This window comes from Mitsuaria sp. MSU3D (assembly GCF_056867975.1).
In genome coordinates this window covers 2,718,012-2,733,844 of record NZ_CP200314.1, presented here as the reverse complement: position 1 = coordinate 2,733,844, position 15,833 = coordinate 2,718,012, and the positions used below count along the sequence as shown (strand labels likewise).

The following is a 15,833-nucleotide window of genomic DNA, read 5'->3' as shown; positions in this document are numbered from 1 at the left end:
AGGCTGCCTGGTGTCGCTTTCCCCGTTGGGTCTGCAGGCGAGCTCAGCGCGCCACGATGAGCCGCAGGCCCAACGCGACGAACACGGCGCCGGCGACGCGATCCAGCCACAGCTCCGCGCGCGGCTTGCGCTGCAGCCATTGGCCGATCGCGCCGGCGAAGTAGCCGAGCAGGCCGAACAGCACCGCCGCCTGCAGCGTGAAGGTCAGGCCGAGCAAGGCCGTCTGCGCCGCCACGTGGCCCTGCGCCGGTACGACGAACTGCGGCAGGAAGGACAGGAAGAACAGCACGACCTTCGGGTTGATCGCGTTGGCGAAGACGCCCTTGAAGAACAGGCGCGAGAGCGAGTCCTCCACCTGCGACGCATCGCCGACCGTCGCGCCGCCGCGGCTGCGCAGCGCCTTGATGCCGAGCCAGATCAGGTACAGCCCGCCGCAGACCTTCAGCGCGGTGAAGGCCACCGGCGACGCCGCGATCAATGCGCTGACGCCGATCGCCGCCAGCACCGTGTGGCTCAGGCAACCCAGCGCACAGCCCAGGCCGAAGGCCATGCCGTGTCGGCGGCCCTTCGACACGCCCATGCCGAGCACCATCAGGTTGTCGGGGCCGGGCGATGCGGTGATCAACGTGGCGGCGAGCAGGAAACCGAAGAATTGTTCGAAGGTCAGCATGGGGCGGGATGATAGATCGCACCGGAAGCCGACCGGGACAGTGCCCGCAGTGACGCCCGACATTGCGCCCTGAAAAGCAAACGGGCCTCGATCACTCGAGGCCCGTTGTACTGGATGTCTGGCGGAGAGAGAGGGATTCGAACCCTCGGTAGGCTATTAACCTACACACGCTTTCCAGGCGTGCGACTTAAACCGCTCATCCATCTCTCCGAAGCCCGCCATCATAGCGCAGATTTTTGGCCCCGAATCAAACTTGCGGGGGTGAGTTGCCGAGCAACTTCCGGCGCAGCTTGCAGAGCCTTCGCGCTCAGGGCGGAGGAGGGGGGCGAGTCCTCAGCGGCCCGGCTGGATCACCTTGTCGCTCTTGATCAGCGCCATCGCGGTGCCGATCAGGCCCGAGACCTCGCTCATGTTGGCCGGCACGATCATCGTGTTGTTCTTCTGGGCCAGTTGCGAGAAGGCCTCGACCGCCTTCTCCGCGACCTTCAGCTGCACCGCGTCGCTGCCGCCCGGCTGCTGGATCGCCGCGGCGACCTTGCGGATCGCCTCGGCGCTCGCCTCCGCCACCGACAGGATGGCGGCGGCCTCGCCCTGCGCCTTGTTGATCTCGGCCTGCTTCTCGCCCTCGGAACGCGCGATCGCCGCCTCGCGCTCGCCGGTGGCGATGTTGATCTGCTCCTGGCGGCGGCCTTCCGAGGCCGCGATCAGCGCGCGCTTCTCGCGCTCCGCGGTGATCTGCGCCTGCATCGAGCGCAGGATCTCCGCCGGCGGCGTCAGGTCCTTGATCTCGTAGCGCAGCACCTTCACGCCCCAGTTCAGCGCGGCCTCGTCGAGCGCCTGCACGACGGAGCTGTTGATCACATCGCGTTCCTCGAAGGTCCGGTCCAGTTCCATGCGGCCGATCACCGAGCGCAGCGTCGTCTGCGCCAGCTGCGTGATCGCGATGATGTAGTTGCTCGAGCCGTAGCTGGCCCGCATCGCGTCGGTGACCTGGAAGTACAGGATGCCGTCCACCGTCAGCTGGGTGTTGTCCCGCGTGATGCAGACCTGGCTGGGCACGTCCAGCGGGATCTCCTTGAGCGAGTGCTTGTAGGCCAGCCGGTCCACGAAAGGCACCAGGATGTTCAGGCCGGGCGTCAGCGTGCCGTGGTACTTGCCCAGGCGTTCCACGACCCAGGCGTTCTGCTGGGGGACCACCTTCACCGACTGGATGACGAAGACGATGGCGACGATCAAGATGACCAGGGCGATGATTTCCATGAGCGGGGTTCTCTCTCGGGAAGGGAATTGAAACGGAGGGGGCGGCGGATCAGCCGGCTTCGACGAGCAGGCAGCTGCCCTCGACCGCGCGGATGACATGACGCCCGATGGCCGGGGTGCCGGTGCCGACGAAGCGGGCCTGCCAGGCGGCGCCGCGATACCGGACCTCGGCGGTGCCGTCGGCGCGCCAGTGCGCGACCTCCAGGCTCTGGCCGATGTCGAGGTTCACGTTGGGGTTCTCTGCAGCCGGCAGTCTTGGATGGCGACGCAGGCGCAGATGCCACCAGGTCACCGCGCCGCCGCCGATCAGCGCGGCGAGGACCAGCTGCGCCGAGAACGGCCCGCCGACATGGGCGGTCAATGCCGCCGCGGCGGCGCCCAGCGCCAGCATCAAGAGATAGAACGTCGTGCCGGTGGCGAGCTCCGCCGCCACCAGTACGCCGCAGATCACCCACCACCAGGTGGCGAGACTCCAGTCCATCGATTCCTCCTAGCTGATTGCCGGGCGATCCGTGATTCGCCCGGTCCTTCGAGTCGGGTCAGTGTACGCCCGGGGCCGGTGCTTGCCAGGGCGCTCCAAAGGGGGCTTGCCTCCTGCTTTTCCGGGCCATCGGCCAGTGGGCGAGGGGTGATCGACGGCCCGTTGGCGGGTCGTCGGCGGGCGGCCGGCGGCATGGCCGTTCTGTTTCTGCGACAACCCCCGATCAACACTTGCGTGACACGGCTGTAGCCCTACACTTCGCGCCTTTCTTGTTTGACCTGCCCCGATCCGGAGGCCTCCATGACGCCGCGTTTCCGCTTTCCCATCGTCATCATCGACGAGGACTATCGCTCCGAGAACACCTCGGGTTTGGGCATCCGCGCGCTCGCGGAGGCCATCCAGAAGGAGGGCTTCGAAGTCCTGGGCGTCACGAGCTACGGCGACCTGAGCCAGTTCGCGCAGCAGCAGAGCCGTGCCAGTGCCTTCATCCTGTCGATCGACGACGAGGAGTTCTCCGGCAACGGCGACGGCGCGGAACTCGACCCGGCCGTCCTGAACCTGCGCAAGTTCATCCAGGAGATCCGCTTCAAGAATGCGGACATCCCCATCTACGTGTACGGCGAGACGCGGACCTCGCAGCATCTGCCCAACGACGTGCTGCGTGAACTGCACGGCTTCATCCACATGTTCGAGGACACGCCGGAATTCGTGGCGCGTCACATCATCCGTGAATCGAGGAGCTACCTCGACGGTCTGGCGCCGCCGTTCTTCAAGGCGCTGATGGCCTACGCGCAGGACGGCTCGTACTCGTGGCACTGCCCGGGGCACTCCGGCGGCGTGGCCTTCCTGAAGAGCCCGGTCGGACAGATGTTCCACCAGTTCTTCGGCGAGAACATGCTGCGCGCCGACGTGTGCAATGCCGTCGAGGAACTCGGCCAGCTGCTGGACCACACCGGCCCGGTCGCCGAGAGCGAGAAGAACGCCGCCCGCATCTTCAATGCGGACCACTGCTTCTTCGTCACCAACGGCACGTCGACGTCCAACAAGATGGTCTGGCACCACACGGTGGCGCCGGGCGACATCGTGGTCGTGGACCGCAACTGCCACAAGTCCATCCTGCACAGCATCATCATGACCGGCGCGGTGCCGGTCTTCATGACGCCCACGCGCAACCACTACGGCATCATCGGTCCGATCCCGGAGAGCGAGTTCTCGCCCGAGACCATCCGCAAGAAGATCGCGAAGAATCCGTTGCTCAAGGGCGTGGACGCGAAGAAGGCCAAGCCGCGGATCATGACGCTGACGCAGAGCACCTACGACGGCGTGCTCTACAACACCGAGACCATCAAGTCGAAGCTGGACGGCTGGATCGACACGCTGCACTTCGACGAGGCGTGGCTGCCGCACGCGGCGTTCCACAACTTCTACGGCTCGTACCACGCGATGGGCAAGCACCGTCCGCGTCCGAAGACCGCGATGGTCTACGCCACGCAGTCGACGCACAAGCTGCTGGCGGGCATCTCGCAGGCCTCGCAGGTGCTGGTGCAGGACTCGCAGAACGTGAAGCTGGACAAGCACCTGTTCAACGAGGCGTACCTGATGCACACCTCGACCAGCCCGCAGTACTCGATCATCGCCAGCTGCGACGTCGCGGCCGCGATGATGGAGCCCCCGGGCGGCACGGCCCTGGTGGAGGAATCCATCAGCGAGGCGCTGGACTTCCGCCGCGCGATGCGCAAGGTCGAGAAGGACTACGGCAAGGACTGGTGGTTCAAGGTCTGGGGGCCGGACAAGCTCGCCAACGACGGCATCGGCAAGGCGGCCGACTGGATGCTCAAGGCCAACGAGAAGTGGCACGGCTTCGGGCCGATCGAGGCCGGCTTCAACATGCTGGATCCGATCAAGTCCACGGTCATCACGCCGGGGCTGGACATGAGCGGCAAGTTCGCCAAGACCGGCATCCCGGCCAGCATCGTCACCAAGTTCCTGGCCGAGCACGGCGTGGTGGTGGAGAAGACGGGGCTGTACTCGTTCTTCATCATGTTCACCATCGGCATCACCAAGGGCCGCTGGAACACGCTGCTGACCGCGCTGCAGCAGTTCAAGGACGACTACGACCGCAACGCGCCGATCTGGCGCATCCTGCCGGACTTCGTGGCGGCGTTCCCGCGCTATGAGCGCATGGGCCTGCGCGATTTGAGCCAGAGCGTGCACGAGGCCTATGCGTCGGGCGACATCGCGCGCCTGACGACCGAGGTCTACCTGTCCGAGCTGGAGCCGGCGATGAAGCCGTCGGATGCGTATGCGCACATCGCGCATCGCAAGACGGAGCGCGTCGAGATCGACAAGCTGGAAGGCCGCGTCACCACCGCATTGCTGACGCCGTATCCCCCGGGCATCCCGCTGCTGATCCCGGGCGAGCGCTTCAACAAGCGGATCGTGGACTACCTGAAGTTCACCAGAGACTTCAACGCCAAGTTCCCGGGCTTCGCCACCGACGTCCACGGACTGGTGGCGGAAAAGGGAGAGGACGGCGTGACGCGCTACTACGTGGACTGCGTGATCGACACCAAGAAGTAATCCCAAAAGAAACAGGCCCCTCGGGGCCTGTTTTCATGGGGTTGGGAGATTCACTCCGTGCCGGCCATCGCCCCGTGGCTGAACCCGCCGTCCACGTAGACGATCTCCGAGCTGATTCCGCCCGCCAGGTCCGACAGCAGGAAGGCGGCCGTGTTGCCGACGTCCTCGATCGTGACGTTGCGCTTGATGGCGGCGCTGTCGGCGAACTGCTTGAGCAGCTTGCCGAAGTCCTTGATGCCCGAGGCGGCCAGCGTCTTGATCGGACCGGCGGAGATGCCGTTCACGCGGATGCCCTTGCCGCCCAGGCCGTAGGCCAGGTAGCGCACGCTGGCTTCCAGCGAGGCCTTGGCCAGGCCCATCGTGTTGTAGTTGGGAACGAAGCGGTCCGCCCCCAGATAGGACAGCGTCAGCAGTGCCGAGCCCGCGCGCAGGCGCGGCTGGGCGGCCTTGGCCATCGCCGGGAAGCTGTACGCCGAAATGTCGTGCGCGATGCGGAAGTTCTCGCGCGTCATGCCGTCCAGGAATTCACCGGCGATCGCCTCGCGCGGCGCGAATCCGATCGAATGGACGAAACCGTCGAATTCCGGCCAGTGCTGGCCGAGGTCCGCGAACAGGCGATCGATCTGGGCGTCGTCGCTCACGTCGCAGTCGAACACCAGTTTGGAGTCGAATTCGGCGGCGAATTCGGTGATGCGATCCTTGAAGCGCTCGCCCTGGTAGCTGAAGGCCAGTTCAGCGCCCTCGCGGTGGCAGGCCTTGGCGATGCCGTAGGCGATCGAACGGTTGGACAGCACGCCCGTGATCAGCAGTCGCTTGCCGGCGAGAAATCCCATGTCTGCTCCTGGTATTCATAGATTCAAGGAAGGCAGGGATTCTCGCACGTCATGCCGTGAAGGATGACGCAGCCTTGTCGGCACGCTGTTTGCATAGTACACTTCTAGCTTCGCTGAAAAAGTGAACGGTGGGCGGATTCATCCAGCCCATTTTTTTTGGCTGTACCTACGTGCCTGTCACAGGGCAAATACTTTCGTCGATGAATTTGAGCTGGCAAGCCGTTGTTGAAAAAACCGTGACCGGACTCGGTTACGAGGTGGTGGGCTGCGAACGCAGCGCCGGGGGCTTGCTGCGCGTGTACATCGACAAGGCGCTCGTGAACGGTCAGGAGCCGGAGCAGCCGGTCAACGTCGAGGACTGCGAGCGCGTCACGCGCCAGTTGCGCTACGTGATGGAAGTCGAGGAAGTCGACTACACGCGCCTGGAAGTGTCGACCCCCGGCCTGGACCGTCCGCTGAACAATGCCGGCGACTACGCCCGGTTCCGCGGTCACGAAGTGGAAATCACATTGCGCGAGGCTTTCCAGGGTCGCAAGAAGTACCGGGGTGTCCTGGTCGCGGCCGAAGGCGTGGCGCAGGACGACTGGAACGCGCTGGCGCAGAACACCGCCTGGCGCGTGATCTTCATGGACGGCAAGACCGAGCAGGTGCTGGACTTCGCGCTGGACGAAGTGCGCTCGGCCAAGCTGGTGCCGGAGATCGTTTTCAAGGGTCGCCCGCCGAAGCCGGCGGGCGGCGCTGCCGCGGATGACGCGGCGAAAAAGAACACGGGCTTGGCGCCCGGATCGGAATCTGCTGACGGAGCGGCTGCGAAGCCCAAGGCGTCGAAGAAGAAGAGCAATGCCAAGTCCCGGCAGACGGATGACAAGGTTGACGGAGGTCTCGATCAATGAACCGCGAACTGTTGATGCTGGTGGACGCCATCTCGCGCGAGAAGAGCGTGGAGCGCGATGTGGTGTTCGGCGCCGTTGAGGCGGCACTGGCTTCGGCCACCAAGAAGTTGTATGGCGGCGAGGTCGACATCCGCGTGGCCATCGATCGCGACACCGGCGAGTATGAGACCTTCCGCCGTTGGCACGTCGTGCCCAACGAGGCCGGTCTGCAGAACCCCGATTCCGAGATCCTGCTGTTCGAAGCGCAGGAGCAGATCGCCGACATCGAAGTCGACGACCACATCGAGGAAGGCGTCGAGTCCGTGCCGATCGGCCGCATCGGTGCCCAGGCCGCCAAGCAGGTCATCCTGCAGAAGATCCGCGACGCCGAACGCGAGCAGCTGCTGAACGACTTCATGTCGCGCGGCGAGCGCATCTTCGTCGGCACGGTCAAGCGCCTGGACAAGGGCGACATCATTGCCGAGTCCGGCCGCGTCGAGGGCCGCCTCAAGCGCAACGAGATGATCCCGAAGGAAAACCTGCGCACCGGCGACCGCGTCCGCGCGGTGATCCTGGGCATCGACCCGACGCAGCGCGGTCCGCAGATCATGCTGTCGCGCTCCTCCGGCGAGTTCATGAAGGAACTCTTCGCGCAGGAAGTGCCGGAGATCGAGCAGGGCCTGCTCGAAATCAAGAACGCCGCCCGCGATGCCGGCAGCCGCGCCAAGATCGCCGTCGTCTCGTATGACAAGCGTGTCGACCCGATCGGTACCTGCGTCGGCGTGCGCGGTTCTCGCGTCAACGGCGTGACCAACGAGCTGGCCGGCGAACGCGTGGACATCGTGCTGTGGTCGGAGGATCCGGCGCAGTTCGTGATCGGCGCGCTGGCGCCGGCGAACGTGCAGTCGATCGTCGTGGACGAGGAGCGCCACGCGATGGACGTCGTCGTCGACGAGGAGAACCTCGCGATCGCGATCGGTCGCGGCGGCCAGAACGTGCGTCTGGCCTCGGAGCTGACCGGCTGGAAGATCAACATCATGACCGCCGAGGAATCCGCGGCCAAGCAGGCCGAGGAATCCGACGGGGTGCGCAAGCTGTTCGTCGAGAAGCTGGACGTGGATGAGGAAGTCGCCGACATCCTGATCGCCGAAGGGTTCGCCTCGCTGGAAGAAGTCGCCTACGTCCCGATGCAGGAGATGCTCGAGATCGAGTCCTTCGACGAAGAGACCGTCAACGAGCTGCGCACCCGCGCCAAGGACGCCCTGCTGACGATGGAAATCGCCCGCGAGGAAAAGGTCGAGGAGGTCTCCCAGGACCTGCGCGACCTGGACGGCGTGACCCCCGAGCTGATCGCCAAGCTGGCGGCCGGCGACATCCATACCCGTGACGACCTGGCAGACCTGGCCGTTGACGAATTGGTCGAGATTTCGTCCCTGGACGAGGCAGCGGCACGCGCTTTGATCATGAAGGCGCGCGAGCACTGGTTCAACGCATAACGCCCGAGCAGACACGCTCTGAAGCGACTTCAAGCGAAACCAGACCGCTCCGCCCCACACAAGATTTAAGGATTTCAACAATGGCCGTGACCACCGTCGCCCAGCTGGCCGCAGAGCTCAACAGGCCTGCGACCACGTTGCTGGAGCAGCTCCAAGCTGCGGGCGTCAAGAAGGCGTCCGCCGAGGACACCTTGAACGAAAGCGACAAGGAACGTCTGCTGGATCACCTGCGCACTGCGCACGGGACCGCCGGCGGCGCCGAGCGCAAGAAGATCACGCTGACCCGCAAGTCGACCAGCGAGATCAAGCAGGCCGATGCCTCGGGCAAGGCTCGCACGATCCAGGTCGAGGTGCGCAAGAAGCGCGTCTTCGTCAAGCGCGAGGACGGTGTCGATGACGCCACCGCCGCCGCCGCCGAGGAAGCCGAGCTGAAGCGCCGCGAGGAAGAAGTGCAGGCGCAGGCCGAGGCGCTTCGCCAGCAGGAAGAGGAACTCGCCCGCAAGGTGCGTGAGCGCGAGGACGCCGAGCGCGCCGCGCGCGAAGCCGAAGAAAAGCGTCGCGAGGAAGAGCGCGCCGCGCGCGAAGCGGCTGAACAGGCCGCCGCCGAAGCCGCGGCCAAGGCCGCCGCCGACGCCGAAGCGCGCAAGATCGCCGACGCCGCCAAGTCCAAGGCCGAGAAGGCCGCCGACAAGGCGGCCGAGAAGGCCGCGGCTGCTGCCGCGCCCGCACCGGCGCCGGCTCCCGTGGCCGCTGCTCCGGCACCGGCTCCGGTCGAACCCGCGAAGCCCGTGCTGCGCGTGGTGAAGGCCGCCGACGTCGCCGCCGACGAGAAGGCGCGCCAAGTCGAGCTGGAGCGCCGCCGCAAGGCCGCCGAAGCCGAGGCTGCCGCCATCCGCGCGATGATGAATGCACCCAAGAAGGTGCTGGTCGCGAAGAAGGAAGAGCCCAAGCCCGAAGCCACGCCGGCTGCCGGCATCAAGGGCACGATCCACAAGAAGCCGGGTGGTGCTCCTGGCGCCGCCGGCACGACGGCCGCCGCGGGCGCGAAGCCCGGCGACAAGAAGTCGGTCAAGTCCGAGAAGCTGTCGTCCAGCTGGGCCGATGACGCCAAGAAGCGTGGCGTCGCCGGCAAGCCGGGTGGCGGCCGCACCGATGGTCCGGCCCGTCCTGGCGGCGGCACGGGTTGGCGCGCGCCGGGCCGTGGCGGTCCGTCGGGCCGCCGTGGCGGTCGCGACGATCGCGGCGCCTCGCAGTCCAATTTCCAGGCGCCGAACGAGCCGGTGACCCAGGAAGTCCACGTCCCCGAAACCATCTCGGTCGCCGATCTGGCGCACAAGATGTCGGTGAAGGCCTCCGAGGTCATCAAGCAGCTGATGAAGCTGGGTCAGATGGTCACCATCAACCAGCAGCTGGACCAAGAGACGGCCATGATCCTGGTCGAGGAAATGGGCCACAAGGCCTTCGCGGCCAAGCTGGACGATCCGGACGCGTTCCTCGAGGAAGAGGGCGCCGCCGCCGAAGGCCAGCACGAGCTGCTGCCCCGTGCGCCGGTCGTCACCGTCATGGGTCACGTCGACCACGGCAAGACCTCGCTGCTGGACAGCATCCGCCGCGCCCGCGTGGCGGCGGGCGAAGCCGGCGGCATCACGCAGCACATCGGCGCTTATCACGTCGACACGCCGCGCGGCATGATCACCTTCCTCGACACCCCGGGTCACGAGGCCTTCACGGCCATGCGCGCCCGCGGTGCCCAGGCGACGGACATCGTCATCCTGGTCGTGGCCGCCGATGACGGCGTGATGCCGCAGACCAAGGAAGCCATCCACCACGCGAAGGCGGCCGGTGTGCCGATCGTGGTCGCGATGAACAAGATCGACAAGCCCGATGCCAACGCCGAGCGCGTGAAGAGCGAGCTGGTGGCCGAGCAGGTCGTGCCGGAAGAGTTCGGCGGCGAGTCGCCGTTCGTCCCGGTGTCGGCCAAGACCGGCCAGGGCATCGACGATCTGCTGGAGCAGGTGCTGCTGCAGGCCGAAGTGCTGGAACTGAAGGCCGCGAAGGATTCGATGGCCAAGGGTCTGGTCATCGAAGCCAAGCTGGACAAGGGCCGCGGCCCGGTCGCGACGGTGCTGGTGCAGTCGGGCACGCTCAAGCGCGGCGACGTGGTGCTGGCCGGTTCGACCTACGGTCGCGTCCGCGCCATGCTGGACGAGGACGGCAAGGCTGCCGCCGAAGCCGGTCCGTCGATCCCGGTCGAGATCCAGGGTCTGACGGAAGTCCCGCGCGCCGGTGACGAGTTCATGGTGCTGGGCGACGAACGCCGCGCCCGTGAAATCGCGACCTTCCGCGCCGGCAAGTACCGCGACGTCAAGCTGGCCCGCCAGCAGGCCGCCAAGCTGGAGAACATGTTCGCCGACATGACGGCCGGCGACGTGCAGACGCTGCCGCTGATCATCAAGGCCGACGTGCAGGGTTCGCAGGAAGCGCTGGCCTCCTCGCTGCTCAAGCTGTCGACCGACGAGGTCAAGGTGCAGATCGTGCACGCCGCGGTGGGTGCCATCAGCGAGTCCGACATCAACCTGGCGATCGCCTCCAAGGCCGTCGTGATCGGCTTCAACGTGCGTGCCGATGCCGGCGCGCGCAAGGTGGCCGAGCACAACGACGTCGACCTGCGCTACTACAACATCATCTACGACGCCGTGGATGAGGTGAAGGCGGCGATGGCTGGCATGCTGGCGCCGGAGCAGCGCGAGGAGATCATCGGTACCGCCGAGATCCGCACCGTGTTCGTGGCGACCAAGATCGGCACCATCGCCGGTTCGATGATCACCAGCGGTCACGTGACGCGCAACGCGCGCTTCCGCCTGCTGCGCGACAACGTCGTGGTCTACACCGGCGAGATCGAGTCGCTCAAGCGCCTGAAGGACGACGTCAAGGAAGTCCGCGAAGGCTTCGAGTGCGGTATCAAGCTGAAGAACTACAGCGATATCAAGGAAGGCGACCAGCTGGAAGTCTTCGAAATCAAGGAAGTGGCGCGCACGCTGTAAACCAGCCTGCCGCAGCTTCATGCCCGGCGGTTCGCACCGCCGGGCTTTGTTGTTTGAGAGAGTGAGGAAAGAGCCATGCGTCACAAGCGATCTATCCCCAACCGCGGTCTGCGCGTGGCGGACCAGATCCAGCGCGACCTGGCCGAGCTGATCCGGGACCTCAAGGACCCGCGCGTCGGCATGGTGACGATCAACGCGGTGGAGGTCACGCCCGACTACGCGCACGCGAAGGTCTACTTCTCGCTGCTGGTCGGCGATCCGGAAGCGACCGGCGCGGCGCTGAACGAGGCGGCGGGATTCCTGCGCAACGGCCTGTTCAAGCGGCTGCAGATCCACACCGTGCCGAGCCTGCATTTCCATTTCGACCGCACGATCGAGCGCGCCGCCGAGATGAGCGCGCTGATCAGCAAAGCGAACCTGTCCCGAGCCAAGGACGACGAGACCACCGAGGACTGAGGTCCTCCGAGCCAGAAAGACGGCGTCCCGAGAGGGCCGCCGCGTTGTGATGAGCGCAGTAGCCCCCCGCCCCAAGATCGTGAAGCGCGCCGTGCATGGCGTGCTGATGCTGGACAAGCCGATTGGCCTGACCAGCAATGACGCATTGCAGAAGGTCAAGCGCCTGCTGCGCGCCGAGAAGGCCGGTCATACCGGCACGCTGGATCCGCTGGCGACCGGGCTGCTGCCGCTGACCTTCGGCGCGGCGACCAAGTTCAGCCAGGTCTCGCTGGAGGCCGACAAGGGTTACCGCGCCACCTTGCGCCTGGGCATCACGACGACGACCGGCGACGGCGAGGGCGAGATCCTCGAGCAGCGCGACGAGGTCGCGAAGTCGCTGGACCTCGACGCGATCCGCGCCGCCTGCGAAAGTTTCCGCGGCGCAATCTCGCAACTGCCGCCGATGTATTCGGCGCTCAAGCATCAGGGTCGCGCGCTGTACGAGCTCGCCCGCGAAGGCGTGACCGTCGAACGGCAGCCGCGCAATGTGACCATTCATGCGCTGGACATCGTCGACTGGCAACCTGCCGAGCTGCTGCTCGTGATCGACGTGCGCTGCACCAAGGGCACCTACATCCGCACGCTGGGCGAGGACATCGGCGCCAAGCTGGGCTGCGGCGCGCACCTGGCCGGCCTGCGCCGGACGGCGAGCGGTCCGGTGTCGATCGAACGGGCGGTGACGCTGGAACAGATCGAGGCGCTGGACGAAGATGCCCGCCTGTCGCTGCTGACCGCGCCGGACAGCCTGCTGGGCGAATGGCCCGAGGTCGAGCTGAGCAACGACGAGGCCGGCCGTTTCCTGTCCGGCATGCGCCGACGCGTGACGCTGACGGACATGCCGCAGGTGCGGGTGTACGGCCAGGCGCCGCGCGCCTTCCTGGGCAGCGCCCACGTGGCCGGCGGCGAGCTGATCGCCGACCGGCTGCTGAGCCCGACCGAAATCGCTTCCATGCTGATGCAGGCCGCCTGAGCCCGCATCGCCTAAAAAATCCGAGACATCCCGAGTTCCCCGACTTCCTCCGAATCCAGAGAAAGCCCCTAGCGAAAGCCGCCCCATGAGCAAGCAAATCCGCAACATCGCCATCATCGCCCACGTCGACCATGGCAAGACCACCATGGTGGACCAGCTCCTTCGCCAGAGCGGCACCTTCGCCGAGCACGAGAAGGTCGTCGACACCGTGATGGACAACAACGCCATCGAACGCGAGCGCGGCATCACCATCCTGGCGAAGAACTGCGCGGTCAGCTGGGAAGGCACGCACATCAACATCGTCGACACCCCGGGACACGCGGACTTCGGCGGTGAAGTCGAGCGCGCGCTGTCGATGGTCGACGGCGTGGTGCTGCTGATCGACGCGCAGGAAGGCCCGATGCCGCAGACGCGCTTCGTGACCAAGAAGGCGCTGGCGCTGGGCCTCAAGCCCATCGTCGTCGTGAACAAGGTCGACAAGCCGGGCGCCAAGCCGGACGCCGTCATCAACGCCGCGTTCGACCTGTTCGACAAGCTCGGCGCCACCGACGAACAGCTGGACTTCCCGGTCGTGTACGCCTCGGGCATCAACGGCTGGTCGTCGCTGGAAGAGGGCGCGCCGGGCGAGAAGTGGGGCGAGGACATGTCCGCCCTGTTCAACACCGTGCTCAAGCACGTGCCGGCGCAGAAGGGTGATCCGGATGCGCCGCTGCAGCTGCAGATCTCCGCGCTGGACTTCTCGACCTTCGTCGGCCGCATCGGCGTGGGCCGCATCAGCCAGGGCACGATCAAGCCGTCGATGGACGTGGTCGTCATGGAAGGTCCGGACGGCAAGGCCACCAAGGGCCGCATCAACCAGGTGCTGACCTTCCAGGGGCTGGACCGCGTGCAGGCCACCGAGGCGGGTCCCGGCGACATCGTGCTGATCAACGGCATCGAAGAGATCGGCATCGGCGTGACCGTCACCAGCCCGAGCAACCCGGCCCCGCTGCCGATGCTCAAGGTCGACGAGCCGACGCTGACGATGAACTTCTGCGTCAACACCTCGCCGCTGGCGGGCCGTGAAGGCAAGTTCGTCACCAGCCGCCAGATCTGGGACCGCCTGCAGAAGGAACTGCAAGCCAACGTCGCGCTGCGCGTGAGCGAGACCGACGAAGATGGCATCTTCGAAGTGATGGGCCGCGGCGAACTGCACCTGACCATCCTGCTGGAAAACATGCGCCGCGAAGGCTACGAGCTGGCGGTGTCGAAGCCGCGCGTGGTGTTCCAGGACATCGACGGCGTGAAGTGCGAGCCGATCGAGCTGGTCACTGCCGACGTGGAAGAAACCCATCAGGGCGGCGTCATGCAGGCGCTGGGCGAGCGCAAGGGCGAACTGGTCAACATGGAGCCGGACGGCCGTGGCCGCGTGCGCCTCGAGTACCGCATCCCCGCCCGCGGCCTGATCGGCTTCTCGAACGAGTTCCTGAACCTGACGCGCGGCTCGGGCCTGATCTCCAACATCTTCGACGGCTACGAACCCCACAAGGGCGACATCGCCGGTCGCAAGAACGGCGTGCTGATCTCGATGGACGCGGGTGAAATCTTCACCTATGCGCTGGGCAAGCTCGACGACCGCGGCCGCATGTTCGTGAAGCCGAACGATCCGGTCTACGAAGGCATGATCGTCGGCATCCACAACCGCGACAACGACCTGATCGTCAACGCGACCCGCACCAAGCAGCTGACCAACTTCCGCGTCAGCGGCAAGGAAGACGCCATCAAGGTGACGCCGCCGATCGACCTGACGCTGGAATACGGCGTTGAATTCATCGAGGACGACGAGCTGGTGGAAATCACGCCGAAGTCGGTGCGGCTGCGTAAGCGCCACCTGTCGGAAAACGAGCGCAAGCGCGCGCTGCGGAGCTGATCTTCGGGGGCGCTTGGACTGCGGAGGTCCGGGCGTTGGTCGCCGAGGCATGAGGCCTTGGCGGCAAGCGCCAAAACCTCACGCCTCACCGCCCCCCACCATCACCGTCCTTCAACGGTTTTGCGACCGAGGACGATGTGAGATGAAAACGCCCGGTGCATTTGCATCGGGCGTTTTTCTTTGGGTGCTCGTTGGGTGGGCTGCGCTTCGGCAAAAAGAAAGGCGACCCATCGGTCGCCTTTCGCGGAGCAGGGAGGCTCAGCTTTGGGATTGCTTGCGGCGGCGCACGCCGACCAGGCCGAGCAGGGCGACGGAGGCCAGAGCCAGCGAGGCCGGTTCCGGGACGTTGCCGTTGTTGCTGCCGCCGCCGGGCGCCTTGTTGCCCGAGACGGAGAACAGCTTGACGAAGTCGTAGCCGTTGTAGCTGGTGGTGCCCGTGCCACGGGTCAGCCCGCTGGTGCTGCCGTCGTTGCCCGTCGCCGCGCCGCCCAACTGCGAGTTGTAGGCGGTGATGATCCACCAGCTGGAGGTGAGGCTCGTGTTCAGGTTGAGCGAATTGGCGCTGCCGACATCCGCATAGCTGTTCACCAGCGACCAGCCGTTGGCCGACTTCAGGTTCGCTGCCGTCTTGCCTGCGATGGTGCTCGCGGCGTCGCCGCCACTCGTGTTGCCGGTGTAGGCCAGCACGGTGATGTCGCTGTCGTATTGCCACCAGCCCAGCTTCAGCTGGGTCAGGTTCACGGCGGAGTCGAACTTCAACAGGATCAGGTCCTGGTAGCCGAAATTGTCCAACGCATGGTTGGGCGACTGCGAGTCACCGCCCGGCGCCGTGACGCCAAAACCGCTGCCGCTGTAGTACGCCAACGTGCTCTGCGCGAAACCGCCAGTGCTGGAATACGCGCCGCCGCTGGTTTGGTTGATCACGGCCGAGTAGGCGGCGTAGCTGACGTTGGGCGCCGCGTCGCCGGTCTCGCTGCAGTTGCTGACGCAAGAGCCCGCGGTCCAGGTGGAAAGCGCATGCGCGCTGAACGGCAGCAGCGACGCAAGCGCCACGGCAGCCATTCCGATCAGTCGTTGTTGAACTTTTTGCATGGTTTCCCCTCGGTGCCCCGACGTGATCGGAGTGTCAGATTCGTTCGACCTTCATTTAGCAAGGCCCGGGCCAACATCTTGAATGCCTTGCGGCACAAGCACTTGCCGTTGGATGTGTCCGCTTCTGGAAC

The 15,833-nt window shown here is 65.9% G+C and carries 12 protein-coding genes and 1 tRNA gene; 7 read left to right on the top strand and 6 right to left on the bottom strand.

From position 1 onward, the window contains the following. Positions 1 to 43: 43 nt before the first annotated feature. The 4 genes from AC1VNM_RS12015 to AC1VNM_RS12000 form a co-directional block, all read right to left on the bottom strand. The gene (locus AC1VNM_RS12015) at positions 44 to 670 is read right to left on the bottom strand and encodes a LysE family translocator (RefSeq protein WP_483107057.1); all 627 of its coding nucleotides are present in this window, start codon (positions 668 to 670) and stop codon (positions 44 to 46) included. A gap of 119 nt (positions 671 to 789) precedes the next feature. Beyond that, positions 790 to 880 (bottom strand) — tRNA-Ser (locus AC1VNM_RS12010). Positions 881 to 1,003: 123 nt separating this feature from the next. Further along, positions 1,004 to 1,930 carry an SPFH domain-containing protein gene (locus tag AC1VNM_RS12005; protein ID WP_067274606.1) on the bottom strand — a complete coding sequence of 309 codons (927 nt, stop codon included), beginning with the start codon at positions 1,928 to 1,930 and terminating at the stop codon, positions 1,004 to 1,006. A 49-nt stretch (positions 1,931 to 1,979) separates the two neighbouring features. Next, positions 1,980 to 2,411, bottom strand: a complete 432-nt coding sequence (locus tag AC1VNM_RS12000) for an NfeD family protein (protein WP_377153479.1) — start codon at positions 2,409 to 2,411, stop codon at positions 1,980 to 1,982. 300 nt (positions 2,412 to 2,711) lie between these two features. Here AC1VNM_RS12000 and AC1VNM_RS11995 point away from each other — a divergent pair, with 300 nt between their 5' ends. After that, positions 2,712 to 4,991, top strand: coding sequence for an Orn/Lys/Arg family decarboxylase (locus tag AC1VNM_RS11995; RefSeq protein ID WP_377153481.1), 2,280 nt, complete (start codon positions 2,712 to 2,714; stop codon positions 4,989 to 4,991). A gap of 50 nt (positions 4,992 to 5,041) precedes the next feature. Here AC1VNM_RS11995 and fabI read toward each other — a convergent pair whose 3' ends face one another. Further along, positions 5,042 to 5,824: an enoyl-ACP reductase FabI gene (gene fabI, locus AC1VNM_RS11990; RefSeq protein ID WP_377153483.1), complete on the bottom strand. Its 783-nt coding sequence runs from the start codon at positions 5,822 to 5,824 to the stop codon at positions 5,042 to 5,044. Between the two features lie 128 nt (positions 5,825 to 5,952). Between fabI and rimP the strand changes: the two genes are divergently transcribed. The 6 genes from rimP to typA all read left to right on the top strand — a co-directional run bounded on the left by rimP (position 5,953) and on the right by typA (position 14,610). Further along, a complete protein-coding gene (gene rimP / locus AC1VNM_RS11985) occupies positions 5,953 to 6,717 on the top strand; it encodes a ribosome maturation factor RimP (protein WP_483107056.1) in 765 nt (254 codons plus the stop codon). Next, positions 6,714 to 8,192: a transcription termination factor NusA gene (gene nusA, locus AC1VNM_RS11980; RefSeq protein ID WP_377153487.1), complete on the top strand. Its 1,479-nt coding sequence runs from the start codon at positions 6,714 to 6,716 to the stop codon at positions 8,190 to 8,192. The genes rimP and nusA overlap by 4 nt, the downstream gene beginning before the upstream one ends. A gap of 80 nt (positions 8,193 to 8,272) precedes the next feature. Beyond that, complete coding sequence (infB, locus tag AC1VNM_RS11975; protein WP_377153489.1) at positions 8,273 to 11,236, top strand: translation initiation factor IF-2; 2,964 nt, start codon at positions 8,273 to 8,275, stop codon at positions 11,234 to 11,236. A 75-nt stretch (positions 11,237 to 11,311) separates the two neighbouring features. Beyond that, positions 11,312 to 11,692, top strand: coding sequence for a 30S ribosome-binding factor RbfA (rbfA, locus tag AC1VNM_RS11970; protein ID WP_377153491.1), 381 nt, complete (start codon positions 11,312 to 11,314; stop codon positions 11,690 to 11,692). A 49-nt stretch (positions 11,693 to 11,741) separates the two neighbouring features. Next, the gene (gene truB, locus AC1VNM_RS11965; RefSeq protein WP_483107055.1) at positions 11,742 to 12,701 is read left to right on the top strand and encodes a tRNA pseudouridine(55) synthase TruB; all 960 of its coding nucleotides are present in this window, start codon (positions 11,742 to 11,744) and stop codon (positions 12,699 to 12,701) included. Positions 12,702 to 12,786: 85 nt separating this feature from the next. Continuing rightward, positions 12,787 to 14,610 (top strand): translational GTPase TypA, encoded by a 1,824-nt coding sequence (typA, locus tag AC1VNM_RS11960; RefSeq protein ID WP_297528746.1) that lies wholly within the window; start codon positions 12,787 to 12,789, stop codon positions 14,608 to 14,610. Between the two features lie 258 nt (positions 14,611 to 14,868). Here typA and xdp1 read toward each other — a convergent pair whose 3' ends face one another. Then, positions 14,869 to 15,702, bottom strand: coding sequence for an exosortase-dependent surface protein XDP1 (gene xdp1, locus AC1VNM_RS11955; RefSeq protein ID WP_377153494.1), 834 nt, complete (start codon positions 15,700 to 15,702; stop codon positions 14,869 to 14,871). Between the last annotated feature and the right edge of the window lie 131 nt (positions 15,703 to 15,833).